Origin of the sequence: Gardnerella sp. KA00390, assembly GCF_049244075.1 — a bacterium.
GTDB lineage: Bacteria > Actinomycetota > Actinomycetes > Actinomycetales > Bifidobacteriaceae > Bifidobacterium > Bifidobacterium vaginale.
On sequence record NZ_CP058372.1, the window covers coordinates 874,738 to 895,635 of the forward strand.

25 protein-coding genes and 1 pseudogene are annotated in these 20,898 nt (G+C 38.8%); 18 read left to right on the plus strand and 8 right to left on the minus strand.

Features of this window, described 5'->3' with window-relative positions; translation table 11 throughout:
- Positions 1-160 precede the first annotated feature (160 nt).
- The 3 genes from HXT53_RS03440 (at position 161) to HXT53_RS03450 (ending at position 1,550) form a co-directional block, all read left to right on the plus strand.
- Entirely contained in the window at positions 161-541 is a 381-nt protein-coding gene (locus tag HXT53_RS03440; RefSeq protein WP_421779928.1) for a zinc ribbon domain-containing protein, read from the plus strand.
- Positions 534-809: an integrase gene (locus tag HXT53_RS03445; RefSeq protein ID WP_421779930.1), complete on the plus strand. Its 276-nt coding sequence runs from the start codon at positions 534-536 to the stop codon at positions 807-809. Before HXT53_RS03440 ends, HXT53_RS03445 begins: the two co-directional genes overlap by 8 nt.
- Before the next feature lie 477 nt (positions 810-1,286).
- Complete coding sequence (locus HXT53_RS03450) at positions 1,287-1,550, plus strand: hypothetical protein (RefSeq protein ID WP_004111740.1); 264 nt, start codon at positions 1,287-1,289, stop codon at positions 1,548-1,550.
- Positions 1,551-1,677: 127 nt separating this feature from the next.
- On the opposite strand, the gene HXT53_RS03455 is transcribed toward HXT53_RS03450, so the two are convergent.
- Positions 1,678-2,859 (minus strand): alpha/beta fold hydrolase, encoded by a 1,182-nt coding sequence (locus HXT53_RS03455; RefSeq protein ID WP_004111738.1) that lies wholly within the window; start codon positions 2,857-2,859, stop codon positions 1,678-1,680.
- Between the two features lie 38 nt (positions 2,860-2,897).
- Positions 2,898-3,419 (minus strand): HXXEE domain-containing protein, encoded by a 522-nt coding sequence (locus HXT53_RS03460; protein WP_004111736.1) that lies wholly within the window; start codon positions 3,417-3,419, stop codon positions 2,898-2,900.
- 129 nt (positions 3,420-3,548) lie between these two features.
- Between HXT53_RS03460 and HXT53_RS03465 the strand changes: the two genes are divergently transcribed.
- The 8 genes from HXT53_RS03465 to HXT53_RS03500 all read left to right on the plus strand — a co-directional run bounded on the left by HXT53_RS03465 (position 3,549) and on the right by HXT53_RS03500 (position 8,763).
- Positions 3,549-4,106: a TetR/AcrR family transcriptional regulator gene (locus tag HXT53_RS03465; protein ID WP_004111734.1), complete on the plus strand. Its 558-nt coding sequence runs from the start codon at positions 3,549-3,551 to the stop codon at positions 4,104-4,106.
- A 189-nt stretch (positions 4,107-4,295) separates the two neighbouring features.
- A complete protein-coding gene (locus HXT53_RS03470) occupies positions 4,296-5,201 on the plus strand; it encodes an exonuclease domain-containing protein (RefSeq protein ID WP_421779934.1) in 906 nt (301 codons plus the stop codon).
- A 25-nt stretch (positions 5,202-5,226) separates the two neighbouring features.
- Positions 5,227-6,030: a KilA-N domain-containing protein gene (locus HXT53_RS03475; RefSeq protein WP_004111730.1), complete on the plus strand. Its 804-nt coding sequence runs from the start codon at positions 5,227-5,229 to the stop codon at positions 6,028-6,030.
- Between the two features lie 122 nt (positions 6,031-6,152).
- A complete protein-coding gene (locus HXT53_RS03480; protein WP_004111727.1) occupies positions 6,153-6,587 on the plus strand; it encodes a cytidine deaminase family protein in 435 nt (144 codons plus the stop codon).
- 66 nt (positions 6,588-6,653) lie between these two features.
- Entirely contained in the window at positions 6,654-6,716 is a 63-nt protein-coding gene (locus HXT53_RS03485) for a hypothetical protein (RefSeq protein ID WP_232500492.1), read from the plus strand.
- A 26-nt stretch (positions 6,717-6,742) separates the two neighbouring features.
- A complete protein-coding gene (locus tag HXT53_RS03490; RefSeq protein ID WP_004111725.1) occupies positions 6,743-7,327 on the plus strand; it encodes a DUF7010 family protein in 585 nt (194 codons plus the stop codon).
- Positions 7,328-7,465: 138 nt separating this feature from the next.
- Positions 7,466-7,669 carry a hypothetical protein gene (locus HXT53_RS03495; RefSeq protein ID WP_004111724.1) on the plus strand — a complete coding sequence of 68 codons (204 nt, stop codon included), beginning with the start codon at positions 7,466-7,468 and terminating at the stop codon, positions 7,667-7,669.
- Between the two features lie 623 nt (positions 7,670-8,292).
- On the plus strand, positions 8,293-8,763 hold the full coding sequence (locus HXT53_RS03500) for a GNAT family N-acetyltransferase (protein ID WP_004111719.1): 471 nt from the start codon (positions 8,293-8,295) through the stop codon (positions 8,761-8,763).
- A 111-nt stretch (positions 8,764-8,874) separates the two neighbouring features.
- Here the strand turns inward: HXT53_RS03500 and HXT53_RS03505 are convergent.
- Positions 8,875-8,985: pseudogene (locus HXT53_RS03505) on the minus strand (conjugal transfer protein TraG); the annotation flags it as partial.
- Between the two features lie 127 nt (positions 8,986-9,112).
- On the opposite strand from HXT53_RS03505, the gene HXT53_RS03510 reads away from it, so the two are divergent.
- A complete protein-coding gene (locus tag HXT53_RS03510) occupies positions 9,113-9,724 on the plus strand; it encodes a CadD family cadmium resistance transporter (RefSeq protein WP_421779936.1) in 612 nt (203 codons plus the stop codon).
- 620 nt (positions 9,725-10,344) lie between these two features.
- Here the strand turns inward: HXT53_RS03510 and HXT53_RS03515 are convergent.
- Positions 10,345-10,587 carry a prevent-host-death protein gene (locus tag HXT53_RS03515; protein ID WP_004115145.1) on the minus strand — a complete coding sequence of 81 codons (243 nt, stop codon included), beginning with the start codon at positions 10,585-10,587 and terminating at the stop codon, positions 10,345-10,347.
- Between the two features lie 253 nt (positions 10,588-10,840).
- On the opposite strand from HXT53_RS03515, the gene HXT53_RS03520 reads away from it, so the two are divergent.
- From HXT53_RS03520 to HXT53_RS03530, 3 genes are all read left to right on the plus strand, one after another.
- Positions 10,841-11,566 carry a MerR family transcriptional regulator gene (locus HXT53_RS03520; protein ID WP_004115140.1) on the plus strand — a complete coding sequence of 242 codons (726 nt, stop codon included), beginning with the start codon at positions 10,841-10,843 and terminating at the stop codon, positions 11,564-11,566.
- Positions 11,567-12,068: 502 nt separating this feature from the next.
- A complete protein-coding gene (locus HXT53_RS03525; RefSeq protein ID WP_004111708.1) occupies positions 12,069-13,103 on the plus strand; it encodes an alpha/beta fold hydrolase in 1,035 nt (344 codons plus the stop codon).
- 569 nt (positions 13,104-13,672) lie between these two features.
- Positions 13,673-14,248, plus strand: a complete 576-nt coding sequence (locus tag HXT53_RS03530; protein ID WP_075038747.1) for a metal ABC transporter permease — start codon at positions 13,673-13,675, stop codon at positions 14,246-14,248.
- Positions 14,249-14,362: 114 nt separating this feature from the next.
- On the opposite strand, the gene HXT53_RS03535 is transcribed toward HXT53_RS03530, so the two are convergent.
- Complete coding sequence (locus HXT53_RS03535; protein ID WP_075038746.1) at positions 14,363-15,166, minus strand: sulfite exporter TauE/SafE family protein; 804 nt, start codon at positions 15,164-15,166, stop codon at positions 14,363-14,365.
- A gap of 129 nt (positions 15,167-15,295) precedes the next feature.
- Here HXT53_RS03535 and HXT53_RS03540 point away from each other — a divergent pair, with 129 nt between their 5' ends.
- The 3 genes from HXT53_RS03540 (at position 15,296) to HXT53_RS03550 (ending at position 16,839) form a co-directional block, all read left to right on the plus strand.
- Positions 15,296-15,634 carry a hypothetical protein gene (locus tag HXT53_RS03540; RefSeq protein WP_004111700.1) on the plus strand — a complete coding sequence of 113 codons (339 nt, stop codon included), beginning with the start codon at positions 15,296-15,298 and terminating at the stop codon, positions 15,632-15,634.
- Between the two features lie 46 nt (positions 15,635-15,680).
- Positions 15,681-16,172 (plus strand): NUDIX hydrolase, encoded by a 492-nt coding sequence (locus HXT53_RS03545; RefSeq protein ID WP_004115135.1) that lies wholly within the window; start codon positions 15,681-15,683, stop codon positions 16,170-16,172.
- A 391-nt stretch (positions 16,173-16,563) separates the two neighbouring features.
- Positions 16,564-16,839 (plus strand): recombinase family protein, encoded by a 276-nt coding sequence (locus HXT53_RS03550; protein WP_004111697.1) that lies wholly within the window; start codon positions 16,564-16,566, stop codon positions 16,837-16,839.
- A 78-nt stretch (positions 16,840-16,917) separates the two neighbouring features.
- Here HXT53_RS03550 and HXT53_RS03555 read toward each other — a convergent pair whose 3' ends face one another.
- From HXT53_RS03555 to tkt, 3 genes are all read right to left on the minus strand, one after another.
- Positions 16,918-17,139: a hypothetical protein gene (locus HXT53_RS03555; protein WP_004111696.1), complete on the minus strand. Its 222-nt coding sequence runs from the start codon at positions 17,137-17,139 to the stop codon at positions 16,918-16,920.
- A gap of 293 nt (positions 17,140-17,432) precedes the next feature.
- On the minus strand, positions 17,433-18,536 hold the full coding sequence (tal, locus tag HXT53_RS03560; RefSeq protein ID WP_004111694.1) for a transaldolase: 1,104 nt from the start codon (positions 18,534-18,536) through the stop codon (positions 17,433-17,435).
- A 212-nt stretch (positions 18,537-18,748) separates the two neighbouring features.
- The gene (tkt, locus tag HXT53_RS03565) at positions 18,749-20,848 is read right to left on the minus strand and encodes a transketolase (RefSeq protein ID WP_004111692.1); all 2,100 of its coding nucleotides are present in this window, start codon (positions 20,846-20,848) and stop codon (positions 18,749-18,751) included.
- Between the last annotated feature and the right edge of the window lie 50 nt (positions 20,849-20,898).

Genomic DNA, 20,898 nt, shown 5'->3' on the forward strand with positions numbered 1-20,898 from the left:
TGTAATTTCTTAAACTAAAAAGACGATAGATTTTATTAACCATGTTCGTATAAAAAATGATGGAACAGAACCACAGTATTATGTAAAAGATAGCCACGCGTCTATTATTCCAAGAGATATTTTCTTTAAAGTTCAAGAAGAAATGGTAAGACGAGCCAACATGTTTAGTGGTGAGGAGAACAAAAAAAGGAGAGTTTATTCCAGTAAGTACGCTTTATCCAGCCTATGTGTTTGTTCTAAATGTGGGGATGTTTACAGAAGAATTGCTTGGAACAATCGAGGAGTGCATTCTGTTGTCTGGCGTTGTTGTACCAGAGTGGAAAATGGTCCTAGTGCTTGTGACGCTCTGACAGTACAAGAGAACGAACTGCAGTCTGCCATAGTGAAAGCCATAAACAAGGTGTTTAGTATACCGGATGAAGTATTGGATACGTTGAAGAATAATATTAGAGAAATTATCGCGGGCAACAACTTAAGTGAGATTGAAACGGTTGATAAAAAAAATCGCAGACAAACAAGCGATACTACTAACCTTGCTTAAAGCTAAAAAAGACTACACGAAAATAGCTGATGAGATTGATGAGCTTAAAGGTAAGAAACAGCAGCTTCTTATAGAAAAAGCAGGTCAAGAAGATGCTAAAAGACGAATCAGAGAAATGGAAGATTTTCTGAAAAATGAGCGTCACGATATTAGTGAATATGACGAGAAGCTGGTAAGAAAGTACATCAAGAAAATAAAAGTTTACGAGGACAAGTTCAGCGTAACTTTTAAATCAGAGATTAGTGTGGATGTTGAAAGGGCATCGTAAAAGTCAAAAGAATGTGAGCATTTGAAATGTTACAAAAGTCAGCCTAGGGGGAATCCTCTCTAATTTTTTTATGCTCAAAATCCAGCTATTAAGCAGGTCTTAAACCCCTGTAACGATTACCTTTTCCTATCGTTAAAAAGACACCCACTATCAATAGTGTGCACTCAAAAAAGTGTAGCTATACTAGGAGTTCTCTCAATCCACGTCGAGAGTGTTGTATTGATGTCAAGGGCTTAATAGGTGGGTGCATTTTTGCCCTTGTGTAGCAGGGGTTTGCGAGGGCTATCGTTAAAAGGTTTAATGCGTGGCAGTTTTAAGCTGGGTTCTTGCGGTTTTTGAGTGCGATTTTGCTGTTTGAGGGAACATGTCAACGGTGTAGGGTCGAGTGCACAGGATGTTAACGTTAAAAGGTGCACCCACTTTGCACCCAGGCTGTGAAGTGGGAAAATTTATGCAGAAGGAAATGTACCGTAGCATATGTGTGAGAAAAAATATGCGAGTTTAGTGAACAGGTTTAATACTGTAGAGTCGAGGCTTAAGGAAGTTAAAGCTCGTATTGTTGAAAAGCAAGCGAGGCGTGATGAGGTTGAATATTTTATTGATGGCTTGAAAAAGCAGGACTTGTTAACAGCGTTCGATGAAAACGTCTGGCTTAGCATGGTTGACTATCTATGCGTGCATAAAGATGGAAAGGTTGAGTTTACTTTCCTTGATGGGAGCAAAACAGAATTAAAGCGTTAAGCTTATAGGAAATGTTAGAAGGCAAAATAAAAGCATATCAGCAAGCTGCTGACGTGCTTTTTTGCTGTTAAAAGAGTTACACGTTGAGTATAATAGGATAGATGTACATGAGATTCTTGAAATGAATTCAATTCTTCCTAACTTCTAAATCACGCTGTTTTAAAAATGTCAACCATTGCAGTATCACATCTAAAGCCAGTTTGGCGTTTCCTAAATTGCAATGATTTCCCGCATTTTCTTTTTCAGTAAAAAGGCGAAATGTGAGAGAGTTCGCATTGGTAAGTGCGTTGATTTCTTTGCTGATCATTCGGTAATCAACGAGGTGGTCTTGGTTGGCACCAAGAATCAATACATCTTGTTCAATCATGGAGGCCACATCCATAATCTGATATTTACTCACTTTCTTCAGATAATCATAAATGCTGTCAGCTCCATAGGCGTACATTCCATGATTGACACCCCATTGAAATAATGGGTCATTCTTCCGTATCAATTTCATCATGCAAAGAATAGGGCTGAGAACGATGCGAAGATTATGTTTCAACATAAACCGAACGATACCGGCTACCTTTTTTGGTATTTGGTCGAGAACCACGTCAAGAAAGTCCGGAAAAACAGACCAAGATACAGCCCTTGTAATTCTCTTGTCAAGTGCAGCAGCACGCAGGGCCAGCATAGCTCCCAAAGAAACACCAATAATAATGACGTCATTCAAGTGAAAGAAATCTAATATTGCTTTGACCGGACGTTCCCAAGCATATGTAAAGTGTTTACCTTGAACACGAAGAACGTTGCCTTGTCCAGGACCTTCAAATAGATATACATCATACCCGTGTTCAGAAAGATATAACATCGGCAAAAACATTTCCTCAAAGCATGAATCGTTGCCACCGTGTAAAAGAATGGTGCCCTTACATTGTTTTTGAGTTTTTGCAACCATGATTGGCAGCATAACATCTTCATATGGAACTTGAATTTTCTGGACACGTCTCTCATCGAAATAAGAATGGTAATACTCATAAAACAGTCCTGTGGCTTTTATATAGTATTCCTTGTTGCCAGGATTTCCATCAAAAAATTCGCTCATCTGGTAATATGCAATTGCCTGAGGGATTCTGTTTTGAGAGAGTGCATGATCCCCAAGGTAAATCATTTCCTGTTTCCAGCTTGTGCTGTCTGTAATCCTTTTGGCAGCCTGCATCACATCGTTTAAATTCCCTCCATCCCAAAGAATGACACGGTTAAGCTGAAAGTTAAAATTAGGATCAGGATTTAGGTGATACATACCTTGTTTAAATTCCAACTCCATGCAAAAGACCTCCTTAAAAATTTGCTATTTGTGGGTAATTAAACTTCCCACTTCTTGATAAAAGTTTCAAACGATTTCATACATCTATGCAAAACAGCCACCATTAAGAGCATCAAAATAGCGCCTACTACACAACTGATCCATAATTGAGCTGTGGTAAAAGAAAGGAATTCATTTGAGACCCAAAGGATATAAAAGCAAAACGGAAGTAACGGGACTGCGGTGACCACTCCGGGTACATAGCCTTTAAATTGCGACGCCAACATACAATGCACAATCAGGTGAATGGTAAATCCAAAAAATAATCCCAGCCACAAAAAGTACCAATCAAAGATACAAGCAGAGAGCGATAAAGCTGAAATAATGAAAAATTCAATCAATACACCAATGGAAAATGACGGGGTGCTTCCCAAATCGGCAAATGGAATCTTCTTCATTTTTGTTGTTTGTATTTTTCTTTTATATTTCCGTTTCCATGCCTCCACAAAAATAATCTCCTCGAAGTCATGCAGCATAAAAATAACCGGGAACAGCCAAACAATCGTATTTATTGTATTCATAAAATTGAGCCTCCTTTATCTGTCTCACTTGTGTCACTTTCTAATTTATATTATATTCAAAAAGACATGATTGTTAATGGAAGAAGTTCAAGTGCTACAATCCCGAAAAAGTGTGACAGGAGGACCAAAATGAGTTTGGTAGAAAAGGAAAAGAATCCCATCGCTGAGCAATCCCGTCAATGGTTGATGCAGTCCTTGTTGGATCTTATGAGCCAAAAAGACTACGCTCGTATTACCGTAACAGAAATCGCCGAACATGCGCTTTTATCAAGGAGAACTTTTTATCGGATCTTTGATTCGAAGGAGCAGGTATTACAGCAATGCTTCTTAGAAAGATGTGAGGACTACATTACTTATTTTCAAAAAGACAGGCACTATACACTGGAGCAGATTGTGGAAGTGTTTTTTACCTTTTGGGAGAAACAGATCAACTTTTTGCGTCTTTTGCAGCGGAATCATCTGTTCTATTATCTGCTGGAAGAATTCAATCGGGCCTTACCTGTGATTTATGACACCGTTCGTGGAAATCAAAATTTGTACGATAGCATCTTTGAAAAGAAAGCTGCACTGCTTGTCAGTGCCGGTGCACTTTGGAATCTTCTTTCCGAATGGATGCAAATGGAAAATCGCCCGTCTCCAAAAGAAATATCTAAAATGATGCTACAAATAATTGCATCTAATTCTTGAGTTTTTTAATAGTTAATCTGATACACTAACGGTAGTAATTGCGCGAAAAAGGCTGACAAAATCTTTATAAAAAATAGTTAAAACAGCCGGTCAATTATTACAATCGACCTGTTTTTATGCTTAAGGCACTTAGTTTTCAAGATATAATAAGTGCTAGACTGATTTCAATAGATGAAGGAGGTGCTTTTTATGTCCAATTCAAACTCAAATTACACTAAGCAACTCATTGATGATTACTGTGTGCTGGATACCGAAACGACCGGCTTATCTGCGTATTACGATGAAATTATTGAAATTGGTATTTTAAGGGTCAGGAACAATGAAATTGTAGATCGTTATGACCAGTTGATTAAACCAAACTTTGACATAGACGATTTTATTACAGCATTAACAGGAATAACTAATGACATGCTGGAAGGTATGCCATCTATAGACAGTGTTAAAACGGATGTACTCTCGTTCATAGGTGATGACATTATCCTTGGTCATAACACCTCTTTTGATATGCGTTTTTTGAATGAAGGCTTTAAGGAACAATTGTCTAATCAGTATATGGATACGATGCAATTTGCTCGTAAACTGTATCCTGAGTTGAAGCATCACAGACTCTCCGATTTAACTGACTACTTAGGCTTACACAATAATGAACACCGTGCTTTATCAGACTGCACATCAACGAAAGAACTATATGATGCTGTAAAAGCTAGTATGGCTGAGAAGAATCTCGCTATTGAAGATTTATGGATCGCCGGCGAAAGCCACGGCGGCAAAGGGATAGATATCAAAGCAATTAAGCCTGATGAAGTGGTTGTTGATAAAGATGGGTTTTTCTATAATCGACATGTGGTTTTCACTGGTAAGCTTGAGAAAATGCTTCGCAAGGATGCTCAGCAGATTGTAGTGAATCTCGGCGGTGTCTTAGATAATAGCGTGAATAAGCAGACGAACTATCTGATCCTTGGTGACAATGACTACAATGCAATTCTTAAAGGTGAAAAGTCATCAAAGCATAAAAAAGCAGAAAAGCTCAAGCTTGAGGGTCAAGATATAGAAATCATAGATGAGCGGACTTTCTATGATTTGCTAAATGTGTGAAGTTGGATGATTGAGAGGTGATTACGTGTCTAAAATAAATGTTGAAGGTTCAGAAATCAGCATTATTGCCATTGACAATAGAGATTATATTTCTTTAACGGATATGGTTAGAAATATTGATAACGGTTCTGCTTTGATTGAAAAGTGGCTTAGGAATAAGAATACGATAGAGTTTCTAGGTATTTGGGAAGAAATGTATAACACGAATTTTAATTCCACCGAATTCGAGGGAATTAAAAATGAAGCAGGACTTAACCGTTTTATATTATCTGTTAAGCAATGGGTGTGGAAAACCAATTCTGTCGGTATTGTTGCTAGAGCGGGAAGATATGGTGGAACTTATGCTCATAAAGATATAGCGTTTGAGTTTGCTTCTTGGGTATCGCCATACTTTAAATTATATTTAATCAAAGAATTTGAACGTCTAAAGGAAGAAGAACAGAAGAAGCTAGGATGGGATATTAAAAGAAATTTGGCAAAAATCAATTATAGAATTCACACAAATGCCATTAAGAACAAACTTGTACCAGATAAACTTTCAAAAGAAAAAATCAATTTTATTTATGCAAATGAAGCGGATATTCTTAATGTTTCTTTATTTGGAATAACAGCTAAAGAGTGGCGTGATGAAAATCCGGATTTAAAAGGCAATATTAGAGATTATGCAGATATATCTCAGCTTGTTTGCCTTTCTAATCTTGAGAATCTTAATGCTGTATTTATAAATGAAGGTATGAGTCAATCTGAAAGATTGGAGAAATTAAATGCAATAGCTATTGAACAAATGAGGATACTGTCTGAAAGTGAATCAATTAAAAAATTACAATAAGCTGCGTCGTATCATTGGGAAACAGTGGCGGTGTCTCAAGAAGAGTTTCGTATACCAGAAAACTATATTCAAATAGGAAGGCCTATGCGATAAATTCAGGTATTTTAGGAGAAAAGGAATATATGGATATTTGGGATACAATGTATGAAAAGGTGAAGACACAATTTCATCCGGAGGAAGTTTCTCCATTCGTTTACGCACATCATGTTGTATGTGCAATAGAAGCTGAAAACGGAGAAATTTTCACGGGTTTCTGCATTGAGAGCTGCAGTGGGGTTCTTAATTTGTGCGCAGAGCGCGTAGCCGCTCTTAATATGTATGTGAATAGCGGACAGACGAAGGTGAAGCGCTTCATCGCATTCCGCGACAAGGCACCTTATGGCGCGGGAAGCGGTATGCCTTGTGGGGCGTGTAGAGAGTTCTTTTATCAATTGAATGAAGAAAATGAAAAAATGGAGATTATGGAGGACTTTGAACAGCGGAAGACTGTCACATTGAAGGAGCTCATGCCAAATTGGTGGGGCAAAGATAGATATGCTGAAGCGAAAGCAAAATGACCCTCCCGCTTGTATAGACGCCCACACTGCCATTTCGGTTTCATATTTAGTCCCTATGGGTTTCCGATGATAGGAGCGACTGTGATAGCATTTATTGAATTAATAAATTATAAGATTAAGGCAGTGTAGGTAAATTTAAATTTCTGGAGGAGAAAATGGTGGATGAATTAAGAAAAGAAATTACAATTCAGCAGAAAAAAGGATTGCCATTTATCATGGCATCGGTGATTATATGGCTTCTGATAGTACTTGTGTCAATTTTAAATATCAATATGAATATGAAAAATTTATTGGTATTTTGCTGTTCATGCCCATTATTACCGCTGGCTTGGCTCATTGGTAAACTTATAAAGGTGGATATCTTTTCAAAACAAAATCCACTTGGACAATTAGGCTTCATTTTCACCTTAAATCAAATGATTTATTTATTAATCGTTATGTGGGTGTTTAGTGCGGTTCCGGAAAAGATGATTATGGTATACGCTATGGTGTTTGGAGCACATTTATTTCCCTATTCATGGTTGTATCAATCAAAGGGATATACGGTTGCTGCAATTTCCATTCCGATGATTTCCTTGATTTTAGGATGTGCATTAAACGGCACAACGGTTGCTGTTGTGGCATGTATCATTGAGATAGTATTTGCCTGTGTATTACATATGGAATTAAAGAAAATGGGAGATAACTACAACAAATCCCAGTTTGTAGAGCTTAGCAAGGATCAGGTTTCTATGAAATAGAAATCTAAATCTAAAAGCGTTATGTGTAAATAATTAAGGCGGTAGTAATATCGTCTTTTTTGATGCCTAAAAAGGTTTCAGAATTCAAGGCTAAAGTTTCAGAGTTCAAAGCTAAGGTTTCATTGTATCCAACACGTGATGAAACTATATACGAAAACTGTCAACGAGATTGATGAACTGAAAGTTAAGAAACAGCAGCTTCTTATAGAAAAAGCAGGTCAAGAAGATGCTAAAAGACGAATCAGAGAAATGGAAGATTTTCTGAAAAGTGAGCGTCACGAGCTTAGTGAATATGACGAGAAGCTGGTAAGAAAGAGCATCATAAAAGTCAAAAGGCTGTAAGCGTCTGAAACGTTACACAATCCAACCTAGGGGGAATCCTCTCTAAGCTTTTTTTATGCTCAAAATCAAGCTATTAAGCAGGTCTTAAACCTTTTAATGATAGCTTTTCCTATCGTTAAAAAGTGCACCCACTATCCATCCTGTGCACTCAAAAAAGTGTAGCTATACTAGGAGTTCTCTCAATCCACGTCGAGACTGTCGTATTGATGTCAAAGGCTGATTAGGTGGGTGCAAATTTGCCTTTGTGTAGCAAGGCTTAGCGAGGTCTATCGTTAAAAGGTTTAATGCGTGGCGGCTTTAAGCTGGGTTCTTGTGGTTTTTGAGTGTGATTTTGCTGTTTGAGGGAAGATATCGACGCTATGGGGTCGAGTGCACAGGATGTTAACGTTAAAAAGTGCACACACTTTGCACCCACCCTGTGAAGTGGGGAATGTCAATCAACGTTGAAGCTCTAACCCTGCTATCGCGCGATTAGCAAAGCTAATCGATGCGAAGCAGAGGTAGGTCTCATGTCAAGAATCTCCAAGAGAAGCGACCGAATAGGAAGCTTCGATTGGAAAGATTCGACGGCGGAGGCTCTAGTATTGATGACAAGAATAAATTAGAGTTTGTGGAGGACTGGATTGAATATAAAAGTAAAAGAAATTGAGAATAAACTAGAAAAGGAATCTGTATCTAGAGAAGTATTGTATGATCTTCAAGAATGGTTTGGAATGCCAGAAAGTACAGAAGAATATATTCAAGATTCACAGGAAAAGCCTTTTCTTGCTTGTTATATTAATGATAAACTTGTTGGGTTTATTGTGTTAAACGCAACCAGCAAGGATTGTGCAGAGATTTTTGTGATGGGTATAAAAAAGAAATTCCATAGAATGGGAGTTGGCTCGGTACTTAACAAAGCATACGAAGCTATGGCAAGGAAGATGGGTTACACATACTCACAGGTAAAAACTGTTCAGATGGGACACTACAAAGAATATGATATTACAAATCATTTTTATATCGCGATGGGATATAAAGAATTGGAATGTTTTCCAACTTTATGGGATGAGTGGAATCCGTGTCAAATATATATTAAATATCTAGGAGTGTGAGAACTCTAAGTTTATTTGCTTGAGACCTTTTAACGATAGGCAGAGATAATTGTTAAAAGGTTCATGGATATGTTTCTGCATACGAACATGTCGATAAGACATACCTAGTGTTTACTCGTTTAATCTTGTAATTACAGTATTTCTATTAAGCTTAACTTTGCCTTTTCTCTTTATATATTCTTCAATATCAAACACATTCTTCTTGTCATAATCTTCTAAGAGCGCAGTTTGGCTGTATGAGGGAAGATGTCAACGCTCTAGGGTCGGGTGCACAGGATGTTAACGTTAAAAAGTGCACCCACTTTGTACCCCCCTGTCTAAAAAATTTAACATTTTGAAAGGAGAAATAATGGAAACAATAGTATCCGCTTTATTAGTTTTTGTTTCTACATCCATTGACTACTTAGTTGTTTTGACTATTTTATTCGCTAGTCAAGGAAAGAAAGGTTTGAAATCAATTTATGTAGGGCAGTATTTAGGTACAGGACTGCTTGTACTGGCTAGTCTTATTGCCGCTTACTTTTTAAATTTTATTCCACAAGATTGGATTATCGGACTCCTTGGTCTAATTCCGCTAGGTCTTGGTATAAGAGCAATTTTTGTGGATGAAGATATTGATGAAGAAGATATCGAGGGGAAAATTACCGGAGATGGATCAAAAATCTTAGCATTTATAAGTTTAACAGTGGCAATGGGTGGAGATAATTTAGGAATTTATATCCCCTATTTTACAGGAAAGAGTTTGATTGAGATTAGTATAAGTTTAGTAATATTTGCCTTAGGGATTTTGATTCTATGCAAATTATCTCAAAATCTCGCCTCAATTTCTGCTATCGGAGAGACTGTGGAAAAGTACGAAAAAGTAATTGTACCTGTCGTGTTTATTGGACTCGGTCTCTATATATTGATTGAAAATGGAACTATTAATTATTTCATAGGCCAAACCCTCACTTTGGTGTAAATTCATTTCCTTCCCTTTATCCGACATTTTTACGTTCAGGCTCAAACGAGAAAATAAGCGGGGCTTCCCACCATCACGGCGCTTGATCGTGCTATCAGATGCAGGAGGCTGATTAGGTGGGTGCAAATTTGCCCTTGTGTAGCAGGGGTTTGTGAGAGTTATCGTTAAAAGGTTTAGCGTGCGGCGGCTGTAAGCTGGCTTGGCGTTGTTTTTGAGTGTGATTTGGCTGTATGAGGGAAGATATCAACGCTCTGGAGTCGAGTGCACAGGATGTTAACGTACTTCGCGTGCGTTGAAAGCACACTGTGCTTTCAACTTTGAGCAAGCTCAGCGAATCGAAGTGCATTCGCGAATTATGTTTTAATCGATCATGCAAGTCGATTCGCCACTTTGCACCCAGGGTGGTGAAGTGGGAAAATACAGCTCGAAAGATAAAATAAAAGGTAGGCTTTGCAGGTCAGGTAGACTTTGACAAGTTCTAAAAATGCTCTCAAATGTAAGTCTGTAGTGGAGTTTTAGCGCAGAGTTGAGCATTCCCTCATCACGAATACCTAACGAACCACCGCTTGTTTCAATCAGAGCCTGGTGAAATTTAATCACCTGTTCTCGTGTTAAATACTTCATTTAGCAAGTTCCTCATAGACTTTTTTGTTCTTTTTGATGAACATATCCGATAAAGCCATGACCTTATCATCAGCTGGAGCAGAAACCTCATCGGCTTTAGGAAACTCTAAAATCACATAGCGCGGAGAGTTGTTTTTTAGTATTACAGCTGAACCGTATTTATCGACAAGACGAGCAACCTTTGAGAAGTTTTGATTGGCTTCAGAAATTGAAATCAGCGTATCTGTATTTACATTCATAACGATAGCCTCCTTTTAAGGGGATTGTGCCCTATATTTTAGGATGAATCAATCCTAAGTATTTCAAATCCACATCATAACTATTAACTCAGAAAAGATGTGATAGGTGTCAATCGGAACTCATGGTTTGCTGATTGAAGCTGTATAAATACAACAGTCCTAGGTTGAGCATTAGACGGTAACGCTAGCAAAAAATACTTGACTATGACGTTGCGTAATACTTTATTCTAGTGATAAGGAAGGAGGTGAGATAGTGAAAACAGTGAATGAAGTCAGCAAGATGGCAGGAATTAGTATTCGTACTCTTCAGTATTACGACAAAATCGGTTTGTTAAAACCGTCCGCTTATTCGGAGTCAGGATATAGGTTGTATGGTGATGAGGATCTAAAGGTACTACAATCCATTTTGCTGTTTAAAGCTCTGGAATTTCCGCTCAAAGAAATTAAAGAAATAATAACCAGTGAGCATTTCGACAAAGATTTAGCGCTGGAACAACAAATCAAATTATTAATCCTGAAAAAAGAGCATTTGGAAAATTTAATTCTTTTTGCAAAGGGATTAAAAGCATTAGGAGGTAACTATATGAACTTTACAGCATTTGACACAAGCAAAATTGATGAGTATGCCAAACAGGCAAAAGAGTATTGGGGAGATACACCGGAATTCAAGGAATTTGAAGCTAAAGAAAAAAGGAGAAACAGCGAGGAAACAAAAATGCTCCATCAACAACTCATGCTGATTTTTGCAGAATTTGGCAAGGTAAAATCACAACCCAGCGATTCAGTTGAAGTTCAGGCTTTGGTAAAGAAACTGCAGGAATTTATTACAGCTAATTTCTATAAGTGCTCGAATGAGATTTTATCCGGACTTGGCAAGATGTATGCTTCCGGTGGTGATTTTACGAAAAATATAGATGCGTTTGCAGGCGAAGGGACATCAGTATTTGTCAACAAGGCAATCGAATATTATTGCAAGTAAGTTTTATAATCGACTTATTGATTAAAAACACCTAATTAACTAATGTAGTGCTCCCAAAAGTTGGACCAAAAATCTAACTTTTGGGGATCATTACAAAAAGGTGCTTTAATTTTCTACCAGAATAAAAAATTGTTTTGTAGAAAATAGATTCTCAAACTTTTTAACTATAGCCCTTCCTATCGTTAAAAGGTGCACCCAGTATCCATAGTGTGCACTCAAAAAAGTGTAGCTATACTTGTAGTTCTCTCAATCTCACGTCGAAGCTATAGCGTTGATACAAAAGATGTAAATTTAGAAATCCTGCATTTTAAGCAGTTTTATAAGCATTTTGTATTTGAAAAAGATGAAGAAGGATACGTCAAAACAGGCCGGCAATTCTATTGCGGTGGATGTTTTAATGTAGATTAGTGTAATGAATACTCTAAAGATTATATAATAACAACAAACAGATTTTTTTATATAGTATTAGACTCTGTATACTATTTTAAAGGAAGCTAATAAAATGAAGAAAATGAAGAAAATATTTTTTGGAATCTTTTCAGTTATTATTATTTTAGTAGTTTTAGTTTTTAGTCTTAGGATATATAACGACCATAAGTATAAAGATATCAATGCTTTAAATTTTCCTGAATATTATAAGGATGTTACTAATATAAGTCTATACCCTACAGATATTAATGGAGTTGATGTAACTTATGTAGATGAGGGTAGAATGCAAGGATTTAGATTTGTACCTAAAGAAAAATCACATAAGGGTCTTGTAATTTGTTTTGGAGGTTCTGAAGGAAGTCCAAATTTTGAAAATGCTAAGATATTAGCAAAAGAAGGCTATGAAACCTTTGCTCTATTTATGTTTGGTATGAAAAATCAAGAATCGACTTTGACAAAAATTCCCTTAGAACAATTTGATGATGTTATCAATTATATAAATAAAAATATAAAAGACAATAAACCGATAAGTGTTTTGGGAGCGTCAAAAGGGGCAGAATATGCACTTAATTTGGCTTGCAAATATCCTGAAATAGATAATCTGATTTTAATATCGCCTTCGTCTTATAATTTTGCTGGTCTAGATTTTAAAGATTATGGTTCATCATGGACATATAAAGGAAAGCAACTTCCATATATAGATATAAAAAAATCATCATTTAACTCATTTCTAAAAAATATTATTGTTCCAACTATAATTAAAAGTCCTATTAGTTATAAAGAATCTTATAAAAGCGCAATAGAACAAGACTCCTCAAGCCAAGAAAAACTAATACCAGTCAAAAATGTTAAGGCAAATATATTAATGATGGCTGGCGAAGATGATTTGATGTGGGATAGCTTTGCCATGGCAAAAAAAATAAAAGAGCTAAACCCTAATGCAAAGATTTATTCTTATAAAGGAGCAGGACATATATTTGCAGGCAATGGTGTTTTAAATCTAGGAAGAATTAGAATTGCAACAGGTGGAACAATTGAAAGCAATGATAAAGCAAGAAGTGAATCAAGAAAAACTATTGATGCTTTCTTAAAAGAAAATCATAAATAGATAATTACTTGTGTGTTCAAAGTAAAGGTCAAGAGCTCTTATGGCAAGGATATTATGAACAAGGTCGGCAGGCAGGATTTAAGGACATGCAAACGAGTTAATTCTTTTTGAGACATAGATAATCTTTCCATCCTTGTATTTTAATCTAACTAACTAATTTGTTTCTAATCCTTCCCGGCAATTGTTTGTTACACGGGGGGTGAAATTTTAATTGGTTAGCTACAGGGATGAAATTATCATAGATTAATAGCATCAAGGGCTTAATAGGTGGGTGCATTTTTGCCCTTGTGTAGCAGGGGTTTGCGAGGGTTATCGTTAAAAGGTTTAGCGTGTGGCGGCTTTGGCTGTGGTCTCGTGGTTTTTGAGCGCAGTTTGGCTGTATGAGGGAACATGTCTACGCTCTAGGGTCGAGTGCACAGGATGTTAACGTTAAAAAGTGCACCCACTTTGCACTCACTTTGCACCCAGCTAGAAGTTAGGAAATAGGAGTTTATAAACTTTCCTGTACCGTATGAGGGAGATGTAATCTCTATAAAGTAAAAGGACAAGGTCCAAATACAGCGGCTGGAGTGCTTTTAACTGTAGGATTCGCACTAGGCTTTTTACTATTGAAACTTTTCCAACCAATACCTTTAAAAGTAAATAGTTTTATTTCTGGCAATATATTAACAGCTAACTCATTGGATATACAAGTAACTTCAATAGCATTAATAGCATGCATAATCACATTACTTGCATATAGTAAACAAATTATTTTTGCATGCCTCAATGAAACGTGTATGCAAGCAAGCGGATATAATTTGCGTAAAACTGACTTTATCATACTAATAATGATTACAGTTACAGTCGTTATAGTGATGCCTGCTGTCGGTTCAGTATTATCTATCTCTCTGATAGTAGGACCTGCAAGCGCAGCTATAAAACTTAGCTCATCAATATGGCAAACGGTAATTTTTGCTCCAATACTTGGAATTATAGCTGGAACTTTAGGTCTCTATTCAAGTATTTATTTAGGTCTATCTTCCGGAGGAATGATAACTGTATTTTCTGCAATTGTTTATATAGTTTGCGTAATTATTTATCACGCAAAAAACATGATAATAAAATTTATACAAGCAAAAAGAGATGTTACTCAAATGGCATAATTGTAAAAAGTTACTTTATAACATTCTCCTATATCGTGGGGCTTAAATCTAAGCCCCACTTTTTATATTCAAAACTATTTTTTCAAATAAATAAAAGTCAAAGACTTTACATATTTAACGCTTATTCTTAGCTAAAATACCTGTTTTTAATATCATTTGTAAGCATACACTGAACAAAAAAATACAAAACAATATATTGCATATAAAAGGTGAAATACTGCGCGCAATTATTGCGCCTAAGTTTACAGTAAATGTTGCAAAAATACCGATAATAATTCCTTCAGTAAAATGAGTATAATGGTAACGAGCATTAGCAATACTGCCACTTATAGCTGTAGGAAGCGTGACAAGCAAAGCAGTTCCTCTTGCCATAAGGTCTCCCATGCCGAGCAAAAGTTGCACGCATGGCACTATAATTCCTCCGCCACCAACGCCTAAAATACCTGAAAAAATACCAGAAACAACGCCTATAAATATAAGACATATAGCTTTTAAAAAACTAACATTAAAATCTACATTTCTTAACGGAATCCAAACTTGACTAGAACATATAACTAGTAATACAAAAAGTGTAAAACACCAAGGAAATATTTTTTTAGGCAAAATATGTGAAAAATATACCCCAATTTGTGATCCGAAAACTGAACCTATTATTAGAAAAAATGCTGATAAAAATGACACTTTGCCGTCTAAACCGTAAACAATGCTTCCACAAAGCGACGTTATAATTATGGCAACAAGAGAAGTAGCAGTAGCATGACGCTGATCAAATTTCATAAAAACAGTTAATGCAGGAACTATCACCATTCCTCCACCTACACCGAACAATCCTGATAAAAAACCTGCTAATAGTCCAATGAAAACGATTAAAACAATATTATGGAAGTTATATTTAATTTTAAAAATATTTCTCAACATATATCTTTTCTTCACAAATTACCTCCTCGTACTTTATTCACTACTTTTACTATGTTATATGAAAAATAGAATATTTCTATACTAGTTCAATTGTAATTTATGTATTTATTTATCTAATTAACGTAAGTAATGGATAATAAGAAGTTTATCGCAGAGACGAAAGATGTTCGTTTAACGGTGAAACGTGCTGATACCTTTGGTGTGAGCTTTGTTAACTGTGAACAAGATATATTGAGGGTTGAGGAAGCGCAAAATGTTATAAGGCTTATTCAAACTAAAAAAATTTCAGCTTCGAATTGGCTGAGATGGTTTACTCAGGGTATGCCTGAAATTGTTGTGAGTTTGCCACATGATGTGGAAGTTTGTGAGGTTGAATCTGATTCTAATCAAGTGCTCATCACAGATATTGAGATTGGTAAGCTTTATGTAGAAGTGAACAATGGCTTTGTATCCACTGGAGAAAGATAAAATTCATATTTAATGAAATTGACAATCAGGCCTTATGGAGGGTTTTATGGCTGAGATTTGGGATGCGTATGATAAAGAATTTAATAAATTAAAGAATATTACATTAGTGAGAGGAGAACCAATTCCTGACGGCATGTATCATTTGGTGGGCGAAGTAATTGTTAAACATATAGATGGGACTTACTTTATTATGCAAAGAGATTTTGAAAAGAAATTCGGTGGAATGTGGGAGTTGACAGCAGGTGGTTCTGCATTGCAATATGAAACACCATTAGAATGTGTAGTAAGAGAATTAAAAGAAGAAACAGGTATTGAAGCTTCAAAAATTATGGAGATCGGAAGATTTGTGCAGGATGTTTACCGCTCTCTTTATGTTGAATATCTATGCATAACCGATTGTAAGAAAAATGCAATTGCTCTTCAAAAAGGAGAAACGGTTAATTATAAGTGGGTAGATAAAAAGAGCCTTTTGGAAATGAGTCAAGACGAGTTAGTATCATCAAGGGCAATCAAACTTATTAAAACAGTAGATATATAAATTCAAGTTTGGCTGTTTGAGGGAAGATATCAACGCTCTAGGGTTGAGTGCACAGGATGTTAACGTACTTCGCTTGCGTTGAAAGCACAGTGTGCTTTCAACTTTGAGCAAGCTCAGCGAATCGAAGTGCATTCGCGAATTATGTTATTCCGAACGGCTATTAGTAGCCGTTCGGCTGATTTGGCATGTAAAGTCCACTGGACTTTACATGCCAAATCACGCTTTGAAGGAGCTTGAAATGCGTTATGCAATTTCAAGCTCTGTCAAAGCGCCCATGCAAGTCGATTCGCCACTTTGCACCCAGGTTGTGAAGTGGGAAAATAAGGTTTAGGCTAATTATCATGGAGGAGAAATCTAAGTTTCGTTAGTCTAATAATAAGGAGAGATGGCTATGGATAAGATAGATGAGCTAAATAAAGATGTGATAGTCATCCATCCTCAGCGTGTGATTAAGGATTATGCGGTTGGGGTTTATGCTCGTGTGAGCACAAATCGTAAAGAACAGCTGGATAGTCTTGCTGTTCAGGTGTCTGGTCTTACTCGTCTTGCTGCTGCTCACATGACTTGGTTTGTTGCTGATATTTTTCTTGATGTTGCTTCCGCTAAGGTTGGTTCATCAAGATCTGAATTTAACCGAATGATTGATGAGTGTGAGAAAGGCAGCTGAAATAAAGATTGACAAAGCAAATTGGCACATTTGGTTTATTAATCATCTATCCCACCCTCATATAAAAGTAACTCTCATTTAAATCTCATCATATTTCTTTTTTAATTTATCCATATTATCAAGGTCAATCCACTCCTCGCTAAAACCACAAGCAGTGCAAATATACCTATCAACAGGTACTGCCGACATAATTGTATGGCCAGTCATAACATTATTTCCAGTCCCATAAGCCCCAGCAGATCCAGGCACAAATATAATTTCACTTCCCCCACACTTTGGGCATTTTTTCGTATTTTTCATAAATCCTCCTTATCAATCTAATAATGTTCTTTTTATTGTTTTGAAAAATTGCATAAAAATAGGCAGGAACACATACCTATCCATCAGGTATATATTTCTGCCAATTAAAAAATTCTAAGTGAGACGAGCCAGAACTACACTGTCTGTCTTTCTCAATTACTTAGCTTAGAAAAAATAACACTGGGTAGCTTTTTTATTGCGATTGATAAAAACGCAAAACAAAACCGCACATGTGTGGAAATTAATCCATGTACATGTGCGGCTTCTGTTATTTATTTAATGATTTAATCAAATCAGGCGTTTACGCGATCGATGCCGGACTGTACGTCTGCAATCACGGAATCCCAAGACTTGATGAAGGCGGCAACACCGTCGGCCTCAAGCTTGTCGGTAACGTCCTTAATGTTAATGCCAAGCTCAGCAAGCTTGTTCATAACAGCGTGGCTCTCTTCGTAAGTGCCCTTAATGGAAGCAGCACCGTTGCCGTGATCAGCAAGAGCGTTCAAAGTCTTCTCTGGCATGGTGTTAACAACATGCTCAGCAACCAACTCATCAACGTACTTGCAATCGGAGTAAGCCGCATTCTTGGTACCGGTAGAAGCCCAAAGTGGACGCTGCTTCTTTGCGCCCTTGGCCTCAAGTTCAGCCCAACGTGGATCGGCAGCGAACTTCTTCTCGAAGAGTTCGTAAGCCAAGCGAGCGTTAGCAACAGCAGCCTTGCCTTCAAGAGCCTTAGCTTCTTCGGAACCGTTAGCTTCGAGGAGCTTGTCAACAGCGCTATCAACGCGGGAGACGAAGAAGGAAGCTACGGAACCAATGTGCTTCAAGTCGTGGCCGTTAGCAGCAGCTTGAGCAATACCTTCGATGAAGGCATCGATAACCTGCTCGTAGCGCTCGAGGGAGAAGATCAAGGTCACGTTCACGGAGATACCCTTAGCAAGGGTAGCGGTGATAGCTGGAAGACCTTCCAAAGTTGCAGGAATCTTGATCATAACGTTTGGACGATCAACCTTTGCCCAAAGCTCTTCAGCCTGCTTCTCAGTGTTAGCAGTATCGTGAGCCAAACGTGGGTCAACTTCGATGGAGACGCGGCCGTCAACAAAGTCGGTCTTTTCAGCAATCTCGCGGAAGATATCAGTTGCGTTACGAACGTCGGTGGTTGTCAACTCGCGAATAGCGGTCTCAACGTCAACCTTGCCGAGTTCCTTAAGCTGTGCGTCGTATGGGCCAACCTGGCTCAAAGCCTTCTGGAAGATAGATGGGTTGGTAGTAACACCAACAACATTCTTGTTAGCGATCAAATCCTGCAAAGAACCAGACTCAATGCGGGTACGGGACAAATCGTCCAACCAAATAGAAACGCCGGAATCGCTAGTGCGCTGCGTTGCTTCAGTCATGTTATCTCCTTAACACTGTGTTCCACCAGTTGGAACACGTTGGTAGTGTTGGCGTTTTACAGGAAACAGCGGTTGATGCTAAACCAACTGTAGCTTAACATCAACACGCCTTTGCTGTTTCCAGTGAAGTTGCTAAATTAGCACTTCGAGTTTTGTGATGAATCAATTTTATTTTGACACATCAAGTTTTTGTATTTTGCTTAATTTCTATCTTAAGCGCGTGCTTCTTCGATAGAAGCCTTAGCAGCTTCTACTACGTGCTCAGCAGTAATGCCCAAGTCGATCATGTTCTGACCGCCGTCACCCTGCAAGCCGTACTGTTCGATAGAAACAGCCTTGCCGCAATCGCCAAGATACTTGTACCAAGGCAATGCCAAGCCAGCTTCGATGGAAACGCGAGCCTTGACGGACTTTGGAAGGATTGCTTCCTTGTACTCTTCGTCTTGCTCTTCGAACCACTCGAGAGATGGCATAGAAAGAACGCGAGCCTTAATGCCTTCTGCTGCCAAAGTCTTGGCGCCAGCAACAGCCCACTGAACTTCAGAACCAGTAGCCATGATGATTACGTCTGGAGTGCCTTCGCAGTCAACCAACACATAACCGCCGTGCTTTACGCCTTCGCGAGCCTTCTCAGCAGTTTCTGCGAGGGTTGGTACGCCTTGACGTGTCAAAATCATAGCGGTTGGGTAGTTGTTCTTCTTCTCGAAGAAGTAGCGGTAAGCTTCAGCAGTCTCATACTCATCTGCAGGGCGTACAACCTCAAGCTGAGGAATAGCGCGGAAAGCAGCCAAGTGCTCGATTGGCTGGTGAGTTGGACCATCTTCGCCCAAGGCTACGGAGTCGTGAGTCCAAACATAGAGGTTTGGAATCTCCATCAAAGCAGCCAAGCGAACTGCTGGGCGCTCGTAGTCAGAGAACTGGAAGAATGTGCCGTTGAATGGGCGAGTGTCAGAACCAAGCAAAATACCGTTGGTAATAGCACCCATTGCGAACTCGCGCACACCGAAGTGAAGCTGGCGGCCGTACTCGGAAACGTTTGGCCAAGTACGAGTTGCATCCTCGGATGGACCGAAGGAGTCAGCGCCCTTAATGTTGGTGTTGTTGGAGCCGCCCAAATCAGCGGAGCCGCCCCAAAGTTCTGGCATAACAGCAGCAATTGCGTTAAGAACTGCGCCAGAAGCCTTACGGGTAGCCACCTTGGAACCGACTTCGAAACCGGCAATCAAGTCGTCGATAGCCTTGTCGAAGCCTTCAGGAAGCTTGCCAGCCTTAAGGCGCTCGTATAGAGCAGCCTTATCTGGGTTTTGAGCAGCCCACTTTGCAAGAGCTTCATCCCAAGCCTTGTGAGCAGCCAAACCGCGTTCAGCAACCTTACGAGCATGAGCCAAAGCTTCTTCGTCGATTGGGAACGAAACTTCTGGGTCGAAACCGCAAAGTTCCTTCAAGCCCTTAACAGCTTCTTCACCAAGCTTAGAGCCGTGAGAAGCTTCATTGTTGGTCTTGCCTGGGGTTGGCCAAGCAATCAAAGTATTAACCTTAATGAAGTGAGGCTTATCGGTAACTTCCTGAGCCTTTTCAATAGCTGCAGCCAAAGCCTGAACGTCTTCCTTGTAGGAGCCGTCTGGCTGAATGAAGCTAACTTCGTCGGTGTACCAACCGTATGCACGGTAACGAGCAAGAATATCCTCGGAGAAGGTGAGCTTAGTGTCGCCTTCGATCTGAATGTGGTTTGCATCGAAGATTACAGTCAAATTGCCAAGCTTCTGGTTTCCAGCCAAGGAAGCAGCCTCGGAAGAAACGCCTTCCTCAACGTCGCCTTCGCCGCAGATAACCCAAACCTTGTGATCGAATGGGGAAGTGCCAGCTGGAGCTTCTGGATCAAGAAGACCACGCTCAAAACGCTGACCATAAGCGAAACCAACAGCAGAAGCAAGACCCTGTCCAAGAGGACCAGTGGTCATTTCAATGCCTGGAGTTAAGCCATATTCTGGGTGACCTGGAGTACGCGTGTCTGCGCCGCCACGGAAATACTTGAGATCATCAAGAGTCAAGCCGTATCCAGAGAAGAACAGCTGCACATATTGCGTAAGCGAAGCGTGGCCGCCAGAAAGAATAAAACGATCGCGACCGGCCCACTTTGGGTCAGCTGGATCGTGCTTAATGAAGTGCTGGTACAAGGTGTACGCAATCGGTGCCAATGAAACAGGGGAGCCAGGATGTCCGTGTCCTGCTCGCTCAACAGCATCAGCCGAGAGAACCTTCGCCATCTTTACGGCGCGCTCGTCTAATGCAGACCAGTTGAATTCGGTCATGTGATCTACTTTCCTTCCAATAATTCGGGTTTTTTGCGCACAGCTTACGC

Coding starts and splice junctions, on each gene's coding strand:
- HXT53_RS03440 (WP_421779928.1), top strand. CDS start 161: ATGTTTAGTGGTGAGGAGAACAAAAAAAGGAGAGTTTATTCCAGTAAG.
- HXT53_RS03450 (WP_004111740.1), top strand. CDS start 1,287: ATGTGTGAGAAAAAATATGCGAGTTTAGTGAACAGGTTTAATACTGTA.
- HXT53_RS03455 (WP_004111738.1), bottom strand. CDS start 2,859: ATGGAGTTGGAATTTAAACAAGGTATGTATCACCTAAATCCTGATCCT.
- HXT53_RS03460 (WP_004111736.1), bottom strand. CDS start 3,419: ATGAATACAATAAATACGATTGTTTGGCTGTTCCCGGTTATTTTTATG.
- HXT53_RS03465 (WP_004111734.1), top strand. CDS start 3,549: ATGAGTTTGGTAGAAAAGGAAAAGAATCCCATCGCTGAGCAATCCCGT.
- HXT53_RS03470 (WP_421779934.1), top strand. CDS start 4,296: ATGTCCAATTCAAACTCAAATTACACTAAGCAACTCATTGATGATTAC.
- HXT53_RS03480 (WP_004111727.1), top strand. CDS start 6,153: ATGGATATTTGGGATACAATGTATGAAAAGGTGAAGACACAATTTCAT.
- HXT53_RS03490 (WP_004111725.1), top strand. CDS start 6,743: ATGGTGGATGAATTAAGAAAAGAAATTACAATTCAGCAGAAAAAAGGA.
- HXT53_RS03495 (WP_004111724.1), top strand. CDS start 7,466: ATGAAACTATATACGAAAACTGTCAACGAGATTGATGAACTGAAAGTT.
- HXT53_RS03510 (WP_421779936.1), top strand. CDS start 9,113: ATGGAAACAATAGTATCCGCTTTATTAGTTTTTGTTTCTACATCCATT.
- HXT53_RS03515 (WP_004115145.1), bottom strand. CDS start 10,587: ATGAATGTAAATACAGATACGCTGATTTCAATTTCTGAAGCCAATCAA.
- HXT53_RS03525 (WP_004111708.1), top strand. CDS start 12,069: ATGAAGAAAATGAAGAAAATATTTTTTGGAATCTTTTCAGTTATTATT.
- HXT53_RS03535 (WP_075038746.1), bottom strand. CDS start 15,166: ATGTTGAGAAATATTTTTAAAATTAAATATAACTTCCATAATATTGTT.
- HXT53_RS03540 (WP_004111700.1), top strand. CDS start 15,296: ATGGATAATAAGAAGTTTATCGCAGAGACGAAAGATGTTCGTTTAACG.
- HXT53_RS03545 (WP_004115135.1), top strand. CDS start 15,681: ATGGCTGAGATTTGGGATGCGTATGATAAAGAATTTAATAAATTAAAG.
- HXT53_RS03550 (WP_004111697.1), top strand. CDS start 16,564: ATGGATAAGATAGATGAGCTAAATAAAGATGTGATAGTCATCCATCCT.
- HXT53_RS03555 (WP_004111696.1), bottom strand. CDS start 17,139: ATGAAAAATACGAAAAAATGCCCAAAGTGTGGGGGAAGTGAAATTATA.
- tal (WP_004111694.1), bottom strand. CDS start 18,536: ATGACTGAAGCAACGCAGCGCACTAGCGATTCCGGCGTTTCTATTTGG.
- tkt (WP_004111692.1), bottom strand. CDS start 20,848: ATGACCGAATTCAACTGGTCTGCATTAGACGAGCGCGCCGTAAAGATG.